The following is a 16,642-nucleotide window of genomic DNA, read 5'->3' as shown; positions in this document are numbered from 1 at the left end:
GGGGTGCCGAAGGAGGCAGGTCTGGTGGAGCAGTTCACGTTGGAGGACCGGTATCTGCGGGAAGACGGCACCGTCTACCTCAGCGGGGTCCAGGCCCTGGTCCGGATGCTGTTCGACCGGGTGCGGCACGACCGCGCCGCCGGGGCGTCCCCCGCCGTGTTCGTCTCCGGGTACGAGGGTTCCCCGCTGGCCGGGTACGACCTCGAGCTCGGCCGCCGCTCCGTCCTGCTGGAGAAGCACGACGTCGTGCACCGCCCCGGCCTCAACGAGGAAATCGCCGCGACGGCGGTGATGGGCAGCCAGCTCACCGCGTCGGTCGGCTCGTCGCGCGGCGGGGTCACCGGGTTCTGGTACGGCAAGGCACCCGGCCTCGACCGGGCGACCGACGCCCTGCGGCACGCCAACCTCGCGGGTACCGATCCGGCGGGCGGCGCGGTGGCGCTGGTCGGCGACGACCCGAACGCCAAGTCCTCGTCGGTGCCTTGCGCCTCCGAGCTCGCGCTGGCCGACCTTGCCATGCCGGTGTTCTTCCCCGCCGACTCGCAGGACGTGCTGGACTTCGGCCTGCACGCCGTCGAGCTGTCCAGGGCGAGCGGGCTGTGGTCGTCGATGAAACTCGTGGCGAACGTGGCCGACGCCGCGGGCACCGCGCACGTCCGGCCGCGGTGGACGGCGCCGGAGCTGGCCATGCCCGCGTACCGGCACAAGCCCAGCTCCCGGCTGCTCGGCACCACGTTGATGGCGCTCGAACGCAGCCTGTACACCGAACGCCTGCCGCTGGCCGTCGAGTACGTGCGCGCGAGCGGGGTCAACCGGATCGTCCAGGAAGGACCCGCGGACCGCGTCGGCATCGTCACCGCCGGAAAGTCCTATCTGGACCTGATGCAGGCGCTGCGGCTGCTCGGCTTGGACGCCGGCGCGTTGTCCCGGCACGGGATCCGGATCCTCAAACTCGGCGTCATCCACCCGCTCGAACCGTCGATCATCCGCCGGTTCGCCGACGGCCTGAGCGAGATCGTCGTGGTGGAGGAGAAGCGTTCCTTCGTCGAGTCGGCGATCAAGGAGGTGCTGTACGGCACCGCCGGAGCGCCCGCCGTGCACGGCAAGACCGGTCCGGACGGCCGCACCCTGTGCACCGAACTCGGCGAACTCGACCCGGACGCCATCGCGAGAGTGCTGGCCGCGCGGCTGAGCGAGCACCACGAGATCCCGTCGGTGACCGCGTGGCGGCAGCGACGACGCCGTGAGCGCATCTCGGTGCCGTTGCTGACCAGGACGCCGTACTTCTGTTCCGGCTGCCCGCACAACTCCTCGACCAAGGTGCCGGAGGGCACGGTGGTGGGCGGCGGCATCGGCTGTCACGCGATGGCGTTGTTCATGGAACCGGAACAGGTCGGGGACGTGGTCGGCCTGACCCAGATGGGCGGAGAGGGTGCGCAGTGGCTCGGGATGGAGCCGTTCGTCGACGCCTCGCATTTCGTGCAGAACATCGGCGACGGCACGTTCACCCATTCCGGCAGCCTGGCGGTGCGGGCCGCGGTGGCCGCCGGGGTGAACATCACCTACAAGATCCTCTACAACGCGACCGTCGCGATGACGGGCGGACAGGACGCCGTCGGCGGGCTGCCGGTGGAGCGGCTCGCGTCGCTGCTGCTGGTCGAAGGCGTCGCCAAGGTGGTCATCACCAGTGACGAGCCGAAGCGGTTCCGCGGCGTCCGGCTGCCCGACGGCGTCGAGGTCCGTCACCGCGACGAACTGCTGAGCACCCAAGAGGAACTCGCGCGTGTCCCCGGGGTGACCGTGCTCATCCACGACCAGGAATGCGCCGCGGAAAAGCGCCGCAAACGCCGTCGCGGCAAGCTGGAGACCCCGGCCGCCAAGGTCGTGATCAACGAGCGGGTGTGCGAGGGGTGCGGCGACTGCGGTGAGAAGTCGAACTGCCTGTCCGTGCAGCCGGTCAACACCGAGTTCGGCCGCAAGACCGCGATCCACCAGTCGTCATGCAATGTGGACTATTCGTGCCTGGCGGGCGACTGCCCGTCGTTCATGACGGTGCTGCCCACCGGGCGCAAACACCGGGCGCGGCTCGCGGAGATCACCGCGGCCGAACTGCCGGAGCCCGAGACCAGCGGCACCGACTTCACCGTGCGGATCACCGGTGTCGGCGGGACCGGCGTGGTCACCGTCGCGCAGATCCTCGCCACGGCCGCCGTGATCGAGGGCAGGCAGGTCCGGACCCTGGACCAGACGGGGCTCGCGCAGAAGGGCGGCGCCGTCGTCTCGGATCTGAAGATCACCGCCGAGCCGACACCGCAGGCCCCGAAACTCGCGGCCGGGGAATGCGATCTCTACCTGTCCTGTGACGTCCTCGTCGGCGCGGACCCCGCGAATCTGACGGTGACGGACCCCGGCCGGACCACCGCCGTGGTCTCCACGACCGAGGTGCCGACCGGCCGGATGGTCGTCGACACCACCGTGTCCTTCCCCGACGCGGCGGCCGTGCGGGGCGCGATCTCGGAGAGCGCGGCGCGCACCGTGGCGCTCGACGCGCGGGCACTGGCGGAAACCCTGTTCGACGACGACCAGTTCGCCAACATCCTCCAACTCGGCGCGGCACACCAGACCGGCGCCATCCCGCTGGACGCGGCGAGCCTGGAACGCGCGATCGAACTCAACGGCGTCGCCGTCGCGGGCAACCTCCAGGCGTTCCGCCGCGGCAGGCAGCTCGTCGCCGATCCCGACGGACTGCACGCCGCTGTCGCCCCTCCCGCCGTCGCCGCGACACCGGCCCCGTCGGCGGCCGCCCTGCGTGCCCGCGCGCTCGTGCACGCGGAGCCGGGTTCGGAACTGGCGCGCCTGCTGGACATCCGCGTGCCCGAACTCGTCCAGTACCAGGACGCTCGCTACGCGCGGGAATACGCCGGGTTCGTCGAGCGCGTCCGGGTGCTGGAAGGGGAGTCGAGCGCCGTCACCGAAGCGGTGGCTCGCAACCTGCACAAACTGATGGCCTACAAGGACGAGTACGAGGTCGCGCGGCTCTCGCTCGATCCCGCCGTGCTCGCCGGGATCGAGGCGGAGTTCGGGGTGGGCAGCCGCTACGCCTACCGTCTGCACCCGCCCGTGCTCCGCGCGCTGGGAATGAAGCGGAAGATCGCGCTGGGCCCGAAGTTCCGCCCGGTGTTCGTCGCGCTGCGTGCCGCGCGGAGACTGCGCGGCACGCGCTGGGACCCGTTCGGCAAGGCACACGTCCGGAAGGTGGAGCGGGAACTCGTCACGCAGTACCGGGAAACGATTCTCGCCGCTTTCGGAACCGAGGACGCCGATCGCGGCAGGCTCCTGGCGCTGGCCGAGTTGCCCGATCTGGTCCGCGGCTACGAAGACGTCAAACTGGCGAATGTCGAGGCCTACCGCCGGGAACAGGCCGCGCTCCTCGCCGAGCTCGCGCCGGGGGACCGGCTCGGCGTGAACGGCTGACGGGGGTTATTGAGGGGTAAGGCGAAGGTGGCGTGTCGCGGGCGAGACGGCGGGCTGGGTGACGCGGCGCCGTACTCGCGTACTCGGACCCGGATCTCGCGTGTTTACAGACGTAACTCGCGTGTTCAGACTCCGCACTCTCGAGTGCGGCGTCCAGGCACGCGAGTTACGTCTGTAAACACGCGAGTCACGCCTTGCCGAAGTACGTGAAGGACCCCTTTCTGTACCCAGGCGCCTAGGTCAGGGTCCCGGCAAAGTCGAGGTCTGCAGGTCAGGCGACTGTTCCTGCACTGTCGCGGGGCCGCATGTGCCGGTGGTGGGGCTTGTTTCTGGGCGCCGGTGGGGCTTCGGTGTCCAAGGGACACCGCAGGGCGATTGAGTGTCCGATTGATGCTGCTATGTGCGGTTCTGAGGGGGGGTCGTGAGTGGTAATGAGGGTTAGAACGACACAAATCACCCACGACCTCCTTGCGAAACCGTGCAAGTCGCCCAAATCGGGCGTCTCTGTGTCGTAAAGGGTCCCTTGTGGACAGTCAAGGGCCGGGTGAGGCTCTTTGCGGGAGCCCGCTCCTGTCGGGTCCACCGCGACACGTTCGCCTTGTCCCGCTCTAGCGGCGGAGCCGACCAGCGGTTATGCGACTTTGCCGGGACCCTGACGCCTAAGTACATGAAGGCCCCCTTCCTTGCGCTAGGCGCAAGGAAGGGGGCCTTCATGTACTTCACGACCAGCCGTCGAGGTCACGGCCGTCCCATTGTCACCAGGGATCACATCTGACGGTAGCGAAAGCTCTTAGCTGCGCAAAGCACCCAAATCGGACATCCGGATCCGGACTGGCGTCCCGTGTGGACAGTCGCGCCTCAGGTTCGCTGCCGGTGTCTTGTCCGGCTTGATCGAGCAGGCCGACAGTCGCTCAAGATCAACTCAAGCTACGTGGCATTGGGCTGTAACCCGCTCCGGCGGAGAAGAACAGACGCATAATCGAAGATTGAGGAAAATCGCGGACTTCGTCATTGTTTTATGCTTTCGGCAGCGTTTTCCGGATTTCCCGCGCTTCTTGTATCACGAACTTGCGTGGTTTTCGTGGGCGCGGCATCCGGATAGCACTTTTCGCATACAGGCCACAAGGGTCGACTTCCCGCCGGAATCGGTCGGCTGTTCGTGTGTAACGACATCATGACGCGAGCAATTCGTGAAGGAAATGCATTACTGTCGCGTCGGGGGCTGCGCATCGCACACCACCGGATCGGGATTGGGGAGTCATCGTGCTGAGAAATCGTGTGCCGACGGGTCGAAGACGGATGTTGTCGCTGGTAGCGGCAGTTGTGGTGATCACGGGCGCGGTGACGGGGACCGCGCAGGCCACCACGGTGGGGCCGGTGGATCTCGGGACGTTGCCCGGCGACGACGAGAGCACGGTCCTGGCGGTCAACGAGGCGGGGGAGATGATCGGCCTGTCGCTGTTCGGCCCGACCCCGAAGCGCAGTCATCCGGTTCGCTGGAGCGCGGACGGCCAGATCATGGCGCTGCCCACGCCGGGCGGCACCGAGGGCCAGGTGCGTGACATCAACAGTCACGGGGTTTCCGTCGGCTACGTGCTGACAGCGACCACCGCGGTGCCGGTTCGCTGGGACGCCGCGGGCCAGGCGACCGCGCTACTGCTTCCGCCGGGCTACCACAACGCCACCGGGTGGGCGATCAGCGACACCGGCGTCGTCGTCGGCAACTGGCTGACGCCGGACAACCACTATCACGGCTTCCGCTGGGATCCGGATGGCGTGGCCACGGATCTGGGTACGTTGCCCGGTGAGACCTGGAGCATGGCCGAGGGTATCTCCGCCGACGGCACCATCATCGTCGGTAGCGCCGTCCGCTCCGCGGCGAACCAGGCTGTTCGGTGGGTGAACGGAGGGCCGATCACCGAGCTGGTGCCACTGGGCGTGAGCAGCGGGGCGAGCCGGATGAACGAGGACGGGGTCGCCGCTGGAACCATGCGGCAGGCCGGCGGGACGCCGATTCCGGCGAAATGGGATCGGGACGGCGTGGTTCACCCCTTGGAATGGCCCAGCCCGCACTCCGTCTGGGTCTACGGGGTCAGCTCCACTGGTTACGTGGTCGGCACCGGCTACCTCAATCCGCCTCGCCGCTCGGCCGTGATCTGGGATCCCGCCGGTGACGTCGCCATCCTTGCCGACGACGGCCTCGGCGCCGACGTCGAAGCGGTCAACGCGCAGGGCACCGCGGCGGGCACTTTCCGAAGTCAGGCGACGGTCTGGTTCCAGAACGGGGAACGCAGGCAACTCGGCAAGCTGCCCGGCGGCACCCGCAGCCAGGCGTATCGGATCAGCGACAACGGCCGCGTCGTCGGTGTCGCCGGCACCGCTGCCGGAAAGTCCCACGCGGCTTACTGGACACTCGACTAACGTCTCGACGGTCCCGGTCGCGTCCGCCGAGCTGTGATTCGGCGGGCGCGACCGGTCAAGACCTCGTCGAACAAGGATGTCGTGTTGAGCAGTACGCCGGATCTCGGTCCGATGCCGAGGCGAGTCGCCGTCGATATGGCGCAGGTGCGCGGATTGGTCGCCGAGCAGTTCCCGCGGTGGGCGGGGCTCCCGATTCGGGCCGTGGCCGAATCCGGTTGGGACAACGTCACTTTCCGGCTCGGTGAGGAAATGGTGGCGCGCCTGCCGAGTGCGGCCGAGTACGCACTGGCGGTGGACAAGGAACAGCGGTGGCTTCCCGCTCTCGCGCCCCGGCTGCCGCTGCCCGTTCCCGTGCCGCTGGCGAAAGGACGGCCCGGCGCGGGCTATCCCTTCCCGTGGTCGGTGTACCGGTGGCTCGACGGCGAACCCGCGAGCGCGGACCGTATTTCCGACCCTGTCCGGTTCGCTCTCGACCTGGCCGGTTTCCTGGCGGCGTTGCGGAAGGTCGACGCCGCGGACGGCCCGCAGCCGGGTAAGCACAATTGGTTCCGGGGCGCCACCCTGCGCACCTATGACGCGTCGGTCGAGCGCGCACTCACGGCGCTGGACGGCGACATCGACGTCGGCTTGGCCCGGGAGATCTGGAAGACGGCGCTGGACGCTCCTTGGGACGGTGTGGACTTTTGGTTCCACGGCGACGTCGCGCCGGGAAACCTGCTGCTCGACGGCGGGGAGCTGGCGGCCGTCATCGACTTCGGGACCTGCGGTGTCGGCGACCCGTCCTGCGATACGGCCATTGCCTGGACGTTGCTGAGCGCCGACGGCAGGCAGGCGTTCCGCGACCGGCTTTCGGTCGACGACGCGGCGTGGGCGCGAGGGCGGGGTTGGGCCCTGTGGAAGACGCTGGTCGCCTGCGCACGGACAAGAGGTCGCGCCGACGAGGAAGCCGCGGACGCGCGGCGCGTTCTGGGCGAGATCTTCTCGGAGTACTCGACCGGTTCGTGACCGCCGCCGGTCCGGGCTCACCGTGACGTGTCCTTTGTGGACAATGCTCGGGTGCCCCCAATGTGGCATTGGGGACGCTGAGCGTCTCCAATGCCACATTGGGGGCACCGGCCGAGCGACCGGCGCTCCACCTCGTGTGGCAGGAGTGACCAGTGGGGTCTGTGAGGCACCTGTTGAGCGGGGCCGAAGTTCCGACCCGATCGTGCTCCTGTTGGTCAGTAACCACCTTCAGTGACGTGATGGCGGACGTTTTGGATGCGCGCCTGACAGATTCGCGAAGGGCGAATCGATCGCGTGTGACAAAGACATCGAATGGTCTCACGGGCTTTGTGATTTAGCTTGCCTGGCGTGTCCGACGGGTGTGTTAATTCCCTGTGGCATAACCGTAAACGTGCACACGCGCCCGCTGAAGAAGAACCCCGCGGAAGCGGGTGTCATTCGTTTTCGGCGATTTCGGCGAGCGTGGTCTATGTGTTGGAGAGGGACCTGTGAAACACAGAAGACGTAGTCGAAGACTGGCCACTGGGGGCATCGCCGTCGTCAGTACGGCGGCCTTGGTGGCGCTGGGTCTCACGATAGGCTCGGGCACCAGTGCCGCGGCTCCGGGTGAGCTCACCCAGAATTACTCGTGCCCATTTCCGTTGATCGGTGATCAGAACGTTTCGGTCACCATCAAGACCACCCAGCCTTCGACGATCGAGGCCGGGAAATTGACGCCCGCCATCGAGATCACCGCCGTGTCCAACGCGGGCAAAACGGCGACGGAGGGCCTTCGTCTCGTCGGTGCCGAAACCATCAAGGGCACCGCGAAGGCGACCTCGACCGTCACGATGCCCGGCAGCCAGGGCACGATGACGGTGAAGGTCGACTCCGACGTGCCGAACCAGCCCATTCCGCCGGTGGGCAACGACCTCGTCGTCAACGCCACGGGCAGTGCTCCCGCGCTGAGGTTCGACCAGCCGGGCACCGCGTCGCTCGCCGTGACCGGCCTCCAGCTGGTGATGACCCCGCTCAAGGCCGACGGAACCCCGACGGGCCTCGGCACCTTCACCTCGGACTGCGTCCTCGCGCCGGGGCAGGAGACCGTCCTCCAGACCTACACGGTGACCGGTTCGCCGGTCGCCCCGGAAGCCGTTGTCGGCACGGGAAATCACCCGCCGCTGCGGCAGATCTACAGCTGCCCGTTCCCGTTGATCGGCAACCAGGACGTCACGGTCGACGTCAACGCGACGCTGCCCGACACGATCCCGGTTGGCCAGTTCACCCCGAAGATCGACATCACGGCCGTGTCCAACGCGGGGAAGACCGCGACCGAAGGGCTGCGGCTCGTCGGCGCCGAAACCCTCAAGGGCTCCGCGCTGGCCACCTCGCTGGTTTCCAGTCCGCAGGGACATCTCGCGGTCGGCGTGCCGACGGCCATCCCGCAGCAGCCGATTCCGCCGAAGGGCAACGATCTGATCGTCAACGCGAGCGGTTCCGCGCCGGCGTTGCGGTTCGACCAGCCGGGGACGGCCACGCTTTCGGTGCACGATCTGGTGCTGACCATGACGCCGTTGACGGCTTCCGGTGCGGAGACCGGCCTCGGCACGTTCGTCGCGGACTGCACTCCGGCGAACGGTCAGGCCAACGTCCTGCACACCTTCACCGTCACTGCCGCCGCCGACACGACCGCTCCTTCGGCACCCGGTGCCGTGACGGTCGGTGAAGTGACTCAGAACAGCGTCGCGTTGTCCTGGGGCGCCGCCACCGACAACGTCGGCGTGGCCGGCTACGACGTCTACGCGGGAGCCGATCTCGTCAAGTCCGTGACCGGCACGTCGGCCACGGTCGACGGCCTGACCCCGGACACGGAGTACGCCTTCACCGTCAAGGCCAAGGACGCGGCGGGCAACGTCTCGCCAGCCACCGCGCCCGCTACCGCCAAGACCGCGAAGGCTCCTGACACGCAGGCGCCGACGACACCCGCGAACGTGCACTCGACCGGAACGACCCAAACCAGCGTGACGCTGGCCTGGGACGCTTCGAGCGACAATGTCGGTGTCACCGGCTACGACGTGCTGAAGGGCGCCGAAGTCGTCAAGTCGGTCACGGAACCCCAGGCCACGATCGACGGTTTGGCGGCCGATACCGAATACGCCTTCACCGTGGTCGCGAAGGACGCCGCCGGTAACGCGTCGGCCTCCAGCGCCGCGGTCACGGCGAAGACGCAGGCCGCGCCGGACACGCAGGCGCCCGGTGTGCCGGGCAACCTGCACGCGACCGGCACCTCGGCTTCCAGCGTCGGCCTGGCGTGGGACGCCTCGAGCGACAACGTCGGTGTTGTCGGTTACGACGTCTACAACGGCGGCACGGTGGTGAAGTCGGTGACTGAGGCCAGCGCCACGGTCGACGGGCTCACCGCCGACACCGAGTACAGCTTCACCGTCGTCGCCAAGGACGCGGCCGGGAACAAGTCGGCGCCCAGCGCGCCGGTGACCGCTCGGACGGCCACGGTCCCGGACACCGAAGCACCCGGTGTCCCGGCGGGTCTCACCGCGGCCGACGTCACCCAGTCCAGCGTCGCGCTGTCCTGGAACGCGTCGAGCGACAACGTGGGCGTCGTCGGTTACGACGTCTACAACGGCACCACCTTGGTGAAGACGGTGGCCGGGACTTCCGCGACCGTGGACGGTCTGGCGCCGGACACGGAGTATTCGTTCACCGTGGTCGCGAAGGACGCCGCGGGCAACGCGTCGGCTCCCAGTGCCGCGGTCACCGCGAAAACGCAGGCCGCGCCCGACACACAGGCTCCTGTCGCGCCGGGCAACCCCCGTTCCACCGGGACCACGCAGACCAGCGTGAGCCTGGAATGGAACGCGGCGACGGACAACGTGGGCGTCACCGGTTACGACGTCTACAACGGCGGCACCTTGGTGAAGTCCGTGACCGGGACTTCCGTGACGGTGGACGGTCTCACCGCGAACACGGAGTACTCGTTCACCGTGGTCGCGAAGGACGCGGCGGGCAACTTGTCGACCCCCAGCGCCGCCATCACCGTCCGGACGCAGGCCGCGCCCGACACGGAGGCGCCCGGTGCGCCGGCCAACCCGCGTTCCACCGGGACCACGCAGACCAGCGTGAGCCTCGCGTGGGATGCCGCGACCGACAATGTCGGCGTCACCGGTTACGACGTCTACAACGGCAGCGCTTTGGTCAAGACGGTGACGGGGACGTCCGCGACCGTGGACGGTCTCGCCTCCGGCACGGAGTACACCTTCACCGTCGTCGCCAAGGACGCGGCGGGGAACAAGTCGGCCGCGTCCTCGCCGGTCACGGCGAAAACCCAGCCGAACACGTCACCGGTCGTCAAGTACAGCTACGACCTGACCGGCAAAACGCAGCTGAAGAAGCTCGCCGGCCCGATCGACCTGCGTGGCGGTATCAACGCCGCGATCACGCTGGCGAACGGGACCTTCGACGCCGACCTCACGCTGAACCCGACGAGCGCGAACCTCACGCTCTGGGGTTTCGTCCCGGTCAACGCGAAGATCGAGTTCGCGTCGGCGGGCAAGACCACCGGCACGCTGGCGGCCGGGGTGCTCAAGTCGACCTCGGCGGTGACCGTCAAACTGCCGCGGATCAGCGTCTTCGGTTTCCCGGTCTCGGCGAGCCCGGCCTGCCAGACGAAGACGCCGGCCCAGATCCCGCTCCAGTCGAAGGCCGGCTTCGACCCGCTGGCCGGTGGCAAGCTCACCGGTTCCTACACCCTGCCGCCGTTGCAGGGCTGCGGATTCCTCAACGACATCGTCAGCGGTGTCGCCTCCGGTCCGGGCAACACGGTGGAGGTGAACCTCAAGCCGCGCCCGGTCGGCTGATCCCTCGGAACCCCTGATCCGGCCCCGTCGCATGTCGCGGCGGGGCCGGATCCATGACCGGACCACCCTCGCGATTGGTCCGGGTTACTCCGATCGGCCCTGCCGGTGGAGACGGCCAGCGAATAAGTTGCCGCTAACAACAAATCCTGCCGTCGATGAAGCCTGTGGGAAGGATCGACATGAAATCTCCGAAGCGGCGTCGCGCGACGATCGCGCTGGTGACCGCGGCAGCTCTCGTGGCACCCGTACCGGCGAGCGCCGCGCCACTGGCGGACGCTCCCGGCGCGCCGGGCACCGGAGCGGCCTGGACGACCGGGGGTAAAGAAGGTTTCGGGACCGCCACCGACGCCGCGTCGAAGGTGTGGTTCACCCTCGGCCAGGGCATCAGCCACGAGATCTATTACCCGACCGTGGACGTCGCCAACGTCCAGGACCTGCAGTACGTGGTGTCCGACGGCGCCGGTTTCACCCAGCTCGAACGCGATCACACCACCAAACAGCTGGTGCTCACCGACCCGCGTTCGCTGAGCTACCGGCAGATCAACACCGCCACCAACGGCCGTTACCGGATCACCAAGACCCACACCGCCGACCCGGCCCGCTCCACCGTGCTGATCCAGACCCGGTTCGAGGTGCTCAGCGGAGGCCCGCTGCAGTTGTACGCGCTGTACAACCCGTCCCTGAACAACAGCGGCATGGGGGACACCGGCGCCACTTCCGGCGGGCAGCTGGTCGCTTCGGACGGGCCGGTGTCCAGCGCCTTGGCCGCCTCCACCGGTTTCGTCAAGGCGACCAGCGGCTACAGCGGTTCCGCGAGCGACGGCTATGTCGACCTGAGCGCCGATCACGTCCTCGGCACGCAGTACGACTCGGCCTCCACGCCGGGGAACCTGGTGCAGCTGGGGCAGATTCCCGTGGGTACGGACACGACTTTCACCCTCGCGGTCGGTTTCGGAGGCGATCGCGGCGCCGCGTCGGCGAACGCGTCCGCGTCTCTCGCGGGTGGTTTCCCGGCGGCGGAAACCGCGTACCGGTCCGGCTGGAACGGCTACCTGTCTTCGCTGGCCGCGGTGCCTCGTTCGATCATCGGAGCCGGCTTGACCACGCAGTACAACGTCGCGCTCATGACCCTCAAGGCCCACGAGGACAAGACGTATCCGGGAGCGAACGTCGCGTCGCTCACCAATCCGTGGGGTGAGGCGAAGAACGCGAACACCACCGGGGACTGCGGATATCACGCCGTCTGGTCCCGCGATCTCTACCAGGTTTCGACCGCGCAGATCGCGGCCGGCGATTCGGCTGCGGCCAACCGTTCGGTCGACTATCTGTTCACCGTGCAGCAACGGCCGGACGGCTCGTTCCCGCAGAACACCCGGCTCGACGGCACCAACTGCTGGACCAGCCTGCAGATGGACGAGGTCGCCTTCCCGATCGTGCTCGCGTGGCAACTGGGCCGGTTCGACGCGGGGATGTGGGCGAAGGTGAAGAAGTCCGCGGACTTCCTCGTCGCCCGCGGCCCGTCCACCCCGCAGGAACGCTGGGAGGAGAACGGCGGCTACTCGCCGTCCACCATCGCCGCCGAGATCGCCGGGCTGATCTGCGCCGCCGACATCGCCCAACGCAACGGGGACACCGACGGCGCCGCTCGTTACCGCGAAACCGCCGACCGATGGCAGTCGCAGGTCAGCGCCTGGACGTTCACCAAATCCGGGCCGCTCGGTGACGGCCGGTACTTCCACCGCATCGACGGCAACGGCAATCCCGACGACGGCCAGAACATCTTCCTGCAGAACGGGGGCGGCAACCACGACGAGCGCGCCATCATCGACGCCGGCTTCCTCGATCTGGTGCGCCTTGGCGTGAAACCGGCGGCGGATCCGGACGTCGCCGCCTCGCTGCCGGAGGTGGACTCGACGCTCAAGGTGAACACCCCGAACGGTCCGATGTGGTACCGGTACAACCACGACGGGTACGGCGAAACCGCTTCCGGCGGCCCCTACACCGGTGCCGGTGTCGGACGGCTGTGGCCGCTGCTCACCGGTGAACGCGGCGAGTACGAACTGGCCAACGGCCGCCAGGCGACAACGCATCTCGCCGCCATGGCCGCCGCGGCGAATCCCGGCTACCTGATCCCCGAACAGGTCTGGGACCGGCCGAGCACGGGCGGCTTCACCTTCGGCGAAGGCACCGGCGGGGCGACGCCGCTGGCCTGGTCGATGGCGCAGTTCGTCCGGCTGGCGCACTCGATCGACGCGGGCGCCCCGGTCGAGACACCGACGGTGGTCAAGCAGCGGTACAGCACCGCTTGCACCGGTGTGGCGGCGAAGTTCACGGTGAACGCCACCACTTCATGGGGCCAGAACATCTTCGTCGTCGGCGACCGCGCCGAACTCGGTGCGTGGAACCCGGCGAACGCCGTCCCGATGGCCTCGGCCGACTATCCTTTGTGGACGGCGAACGTCACGCTGCCGAAGGACGCCGCCTTCCAGTACAAGTACATCCGCAAGGAAGGCGGCAACGTCGTCTGGGAGTCGGGCGCGAATCGTGCCGGCACCGCTTCGGGTGGCTGCACACTGGCGCTGAACGACACCTGGCGGCCCTGACCCTCTCGGTCACCGGGTAGCCGATGCCCTCAATGGATCAAGCCGGATAAGTCACCGGCGGTGGACCCGAGGGGCACGACTGTCCACACGGGACGCTAGTTCGGATCAGGGTGCCCGATTTGGGTGCGTTGCGCAGCTGCGAGAGGGGGTCGTGAGTGGCAAAGAGCGTTAGAACGACCTTTGCCACTCACGACCCCTTGGTAGAACCGCTTACCCTTCGGTGGGGTCGGGGTCGTTGGGTGGGAGCATCTTCACGCAGTCCGCGGGGGACTTGATCTCCTCGTCGGAGGCGTCGGCCACCTGCTCGAAGTTCTTCACGAAACTCCGGTAGATCCCGTCGTTGTCCAAGATCCGGATGACGTTCTCGTCGTTCTCGTGCAAGGACGGGTTGTTGAAGTTCTGGCTGCCGGTGAAGACGACCTTGGTGCCCGGCTTGAGGTAGTCGCCCTCGATCATCATGTTCTTCTCATGGATGCCATGCTCGTTCCCGGCTTTGAAACCGCGAAGCCGCACTCGATCCGGCTGGCCCTTCATCAGCGTTTCACAGGCGCCCGCGGTCATCCGCAAAGCGACGATGTCCACGGTGCACCCCATGGCGGCCAGGAACCGCAGCCGCTCGATGATCTTCATCCGGGTGAGTGACCATACCCCGATGCGGATCTTGCTCTTCTCCGACAAGCAGCCGACCTCCTTCAAGGAGTTCTCGACGGTGTCGTTGCCCTCGTCCTTGAGCCTCGGGTAGAAGTAGCTCTTGGTGTTCCCGGTGATTACGGGAGGGTTGGCTTCGTAGTAGTCGGGGTTCGCCGTGGCCCCTTCCGCGACCTTGCGCAAGTCGGTGAAGTAGTCGTTGTACCTTGCGAACAGGCCGGCGTTCCCGACGTCGGTGTAGTAGCTGTTCCAGCCACCGTTGCCGCCCGTCGTGTTCTCGCTGAAGTTGGCCGATCCGGTCGCGACCACGGCCGCCGCGCCCAGCGTTCGCTCGAACAGGAAGAACTTGTTGTGCATCGCGTTCCCGCCGTTGCACCCTCGGCCGTCCCCGCAGCTCTTCGCCCACGATTTCTCGTCGCCGGTCTTCTTCAGCCGGTTCTTCAGGTCCTGGTAGTTCGGATGATCCGTCGCCTTCCCGTTGACCAGGACCTGGACATGCACCCCACGTTCCGCCGCTTCCGCGAGCGCGTCCGTGATCGGCTCGTCCCGCAGAAGGAACTGCGCGGTCCTGATGGTCGAGTTCGCGGGTGCCCCATCGATCAGCTTTCGCAGGTGCTCGACGATCTGCCCGCCGCCCGGAGTGTTGAAATCCGCTCTGGTCGTCAGTTGTGGCGGCGCGGACGCGGCGGCGGCCGGGACGCCTGCCGCGCCCGTCATCAGCAGCGCGGCCGCCAGCGCGCCGACCCGTTTCCCGTGCGATTTCATCCCGATTCCTCCCCTGTCTTGCCTCCCGGTCCACGCTGCTCAGCGCGAGGTGTCCGGGCAAGCGAAAACACCGGAAACGAGACGGTGGGACGAAACCCGGCCGCTGACCTGCGGTGACGCCGGAGCCGGGAGATGCGATCGCGTGAACCCACGGCGATGAGAGGCAGGCGGTGGGACACTGTTCTCCGTTCAGGGGCTCCCGGCAGGCGGCTGAATCGGGAGACCGGCACGTCACGCGGAGGGGGCTCAGCGGTATGGCGAGCGAGGCGGTTGCCGCGCTGACGGCACTTCTCACCGAGCGGAAAGAGCGGAGCGGGCTGAGCTACGAACTGCTCGGACGCAAAGTGCATCTGAGCCGGTCGACCGTGCACCGCTACTGCACCGGGCGGAGTGTTCCGGCGACGTTCGCGCCGATCGAGGCGATCGCGACCGCGTGCGGGGCGAACCGGGAGGAACTCGCGAAGCTGTACCGGTTGTGGGAGCGCGCGGACCTGGGTGACGCCGTCATCCCGGACACCGTCATCCGGCACGCCGACGCGCCGGCGGACACACCGACGTCGCCCGATCGCAGGCGGCCACTGGCGAACCTCGCGCTCGTCGCGGTACTCGGGGTCGTCCTGCTCGCCGGGGGCGCCATGGCCACCCCGACCGATCGGCAGGTGCCCGCCGCGATCCAGGCGTCGATGTGGACGAACGCGCCACGCACGCTCGATCCGGAATTCGTCGGGGTGACGGCGAATTCGAACACCGGGCAGATGCCGTCCTTCGAGGTCGGGTCCGTCCGGTTGTGGAACACGCGCACCCGGTGGCAGAACCTGGAACCCGCCCGTGGCCGGTACGACTGGAACACCCTCGAACGGCTCGTGACCGGCGCCCGCGGCGCGGGCCTCCCGGTGACCCTGACCTTCGGCGGCACCCCGTCGTGGGCGAGCCCGAACAGCCCGAAATCGGTCTACACCGACGACTCTCGCTCCGGCCCGCCCGACGACCTCGCGGATTGGGAACGTTTCGTGCGCACCGTCGCCGAGCAGTATCGCGGCCGGATCGACGCCTACGAGCTGTGGGACATGGCCAATCACCAAGACTTCTTCAGCGGTTCGACGGCGCAACTGGTGGAGATGACACGCCGGGCGAGCCAGGTGCTCAAATCCGTCGACCCGGCGGTGACGGTGGTGTGCCCGTCCATGGGCGAGCTCTGGGATCCCGTGGCGTTCGACAAATTGCGGCAGTTCGCCAAGCTCGGCGGCTACGACCATTGCGACGCCGGCGCGGTGAAGCTGGCTCCCCGCAACGACTCCGACCCGCCGGAGACGATGCTGCCACTGGCGAACGAGATCGAGAAGGCTCTGCACGAGGCCGGTGCCGGCATCAGGCTCTGGAGCACCGGCTCGGCGTACGACGTGAACAGGCAGCGGCCGGTGGACGCCGATCGCGGCGCGCAGCACGCGGTCCGGTTCTTCCTGTCCGGGCTTTACGCGCAATACCGCCGCATGTACTTCTACAACTGGGGCAGCGCCAAGATCCCCATCGTGTTGCAGCCCGTCGGCGGCCCGCACACGAAGGCGGCGCGCCACGTGGAGCGCCTGCACCGGTGGCTGGCGGGCAGCCGGATCCATTCCTGCGGACAAGGTCGCCCGGCGGGGCTGCCCGACGACCTGTGGCAGTGCCGGTTCGATCAGGGCGGCCGGACGTTCCTGATCTGGTGGACCATCGACCGGTCCGCGCGGATCCCGGCGGCCAACGGCACCACCTCGGTCGAACAACTCGACGGGACGAGCGCGCCGGTCACGCCCGGTGCCGACGTCACCGTCACCGGGAGCCCGGTCCTGCTCAGGCTCGCTTGACCGGGTACTCCATTCCAGTGATGTGACA

At 68.0% G+C, this 16,642-nt stretch carries 7 protein-coding genes; 6 read left to right on the top strand and 1 reads right to left on the bottom strand.

All coding sequences use genetic code 11. The features are described 5' to 3' along the window. The first annotated feature begins 24 nt into the window (after positions 1-24). The 5 genes from DMH03_RS38530 (at position 25) to DMH03_RS38510 (ending at position 13,357) form a co-directional block, all read left to right on the top strand. Positions 25-3,474 carry an indolepyruvate ferredoxin oxidoreductase family protein gene (locus DMH03_RS38530; protein ID WP_125796940.1) on the top strand — a complete coding sequence of 1,150 codons (3,450 nt, stop codon included), beginning with the start codon at positions 25-27 and terminating at the stop codon, positions 3,472-3,474. A gap of 1,299 nt (positions 3,475-4,773) precedes the next feature. Beyond that, positions 4,774-5,895: an HAF repeat-containing protein gene (locus DMH03_RS38525; RefSeq protein ID WP_125796939.1), complete on the top strand. Its 1,122-nt coding sequence runs from the start codon at positions 4,774-4,776 to the stop codon at positions 5,893-5,895. Between the two features lie 111 nt (positions 5,896-6,006). After that, on the top strand, positions 6,007-6,900 hold the full coding sequence (locus tag DMH03_RS38520) for an aminoglycoside phosphotransferase family protein (protein ID WP_125797046.1): 894 nt from the start codon (positions 6,007-6,009) through the stop codon (positions 6,898-6,900). A gap of 557 nt (positions 6,901-7,457) precedes the next feature. Beyond that, entirely contained in the window at positions 7,458-10,754 is a 3,297-nt protein-coding gene (locus DMH03_RS38515) for a DUF6801 domain-containing protein (protein WP_125796938.1), read from the top strand. 179 nt (positions 10,755-10,933) lie between these two features. Beyond that, a complete protein-coding gene (locus DMH03_RS38510; protein ID WP_125796937.1) occupies positions 10,934-13,357 on the top strand; it encodes a glucan 1,4-alpha-glucosidase in 2,424 nt (807 codons plus the stop codon). 210 nt (positions 13,358-13,567) lie between these two features. On the opposite strand, the gene DMH03_RS38505 is transcribed toward DMH03_RS38510, so the two are convergent. Beyond that, positions 13,568-14,770, bottom strand: a complete 1,203-nt coding sequence (locus DMH03_RS38505; RefSeq protein WP_125796936.1) for a phosphatidylserine/phosphatidylglycerophosphate/cardiolipin synthase family protein — start codon at positions 14,768-14,770, stop codon at positions 13,568-13,570. 254 nt (positions 14,771-15,024) lie between these two features. On the opposite strand from DMH03_RS38505, the gene DMH03_RS38500 reads away from it, so the two are divergent. Then, a complete protein-coding gene (locus DMH03_RS38500) occupies positions 15,025-16,614 on the top strand; it encodes a helix-turn-helix domain-containing protein (protein ID WP_125796935.1) in 1,590 nt (529 codons plus the stop codon). The last annotated feature ends 28 nt before the right edge of the window (positions 16,615-16,642 follow it).

The sequence above is a fragment of the Amycolatopsis sp. WAC 01376 genome, from assembly GCF_003947415.1.
GTDB lineage: Bacteria > Actinomycetota > Actinomycetes > Mycobacteriales > Pseudonocardiaceae > Amycolatopsis.
The sequence above is the reverse complement of the archived record's forward strand: the minus strand, read 5'-3'. Positions and strand labels throughout refer to the sequence as shown.

Coding starts and splice junctions, on each gene's coding strand:
- DMH03_RS38525 (WP_125796939.1), top strand. CDS start 4,774: ATGTTGTCGCTGGTAGCGGCAGTTGTGGTGATCACGGGCGCGGTGACG.
- DMH03_RS38520 (WP_125797046.1), top strand. CDS start 6,007: ATGCCGAGGCGAGTCGCCGTCGATATGGCGCAGGTGCGCGGATTGGTC.
- DMH03_RS38510 (WP_125796937.1), top strand. CDS start 10,934: ATGAAATCTCCGAAGCGGCGTCGCGCGACGATCGCGCTGGTGACCGCG.
- DMH03_RS38505 (WP_125796936.1), bottom strand. CDS start 14,770: ATGAAATCGCACGGGAAACGGGTCGGCGCGCTGGCGGCCGCGCTGCTG.
- DMH03_RS38500 (WP_125796935.1), top strand. CDS start 15,025: ATGGCGAGCGAGGCGGTTGCCGCGCTGACGGCACTTCTCACCGAGCGG.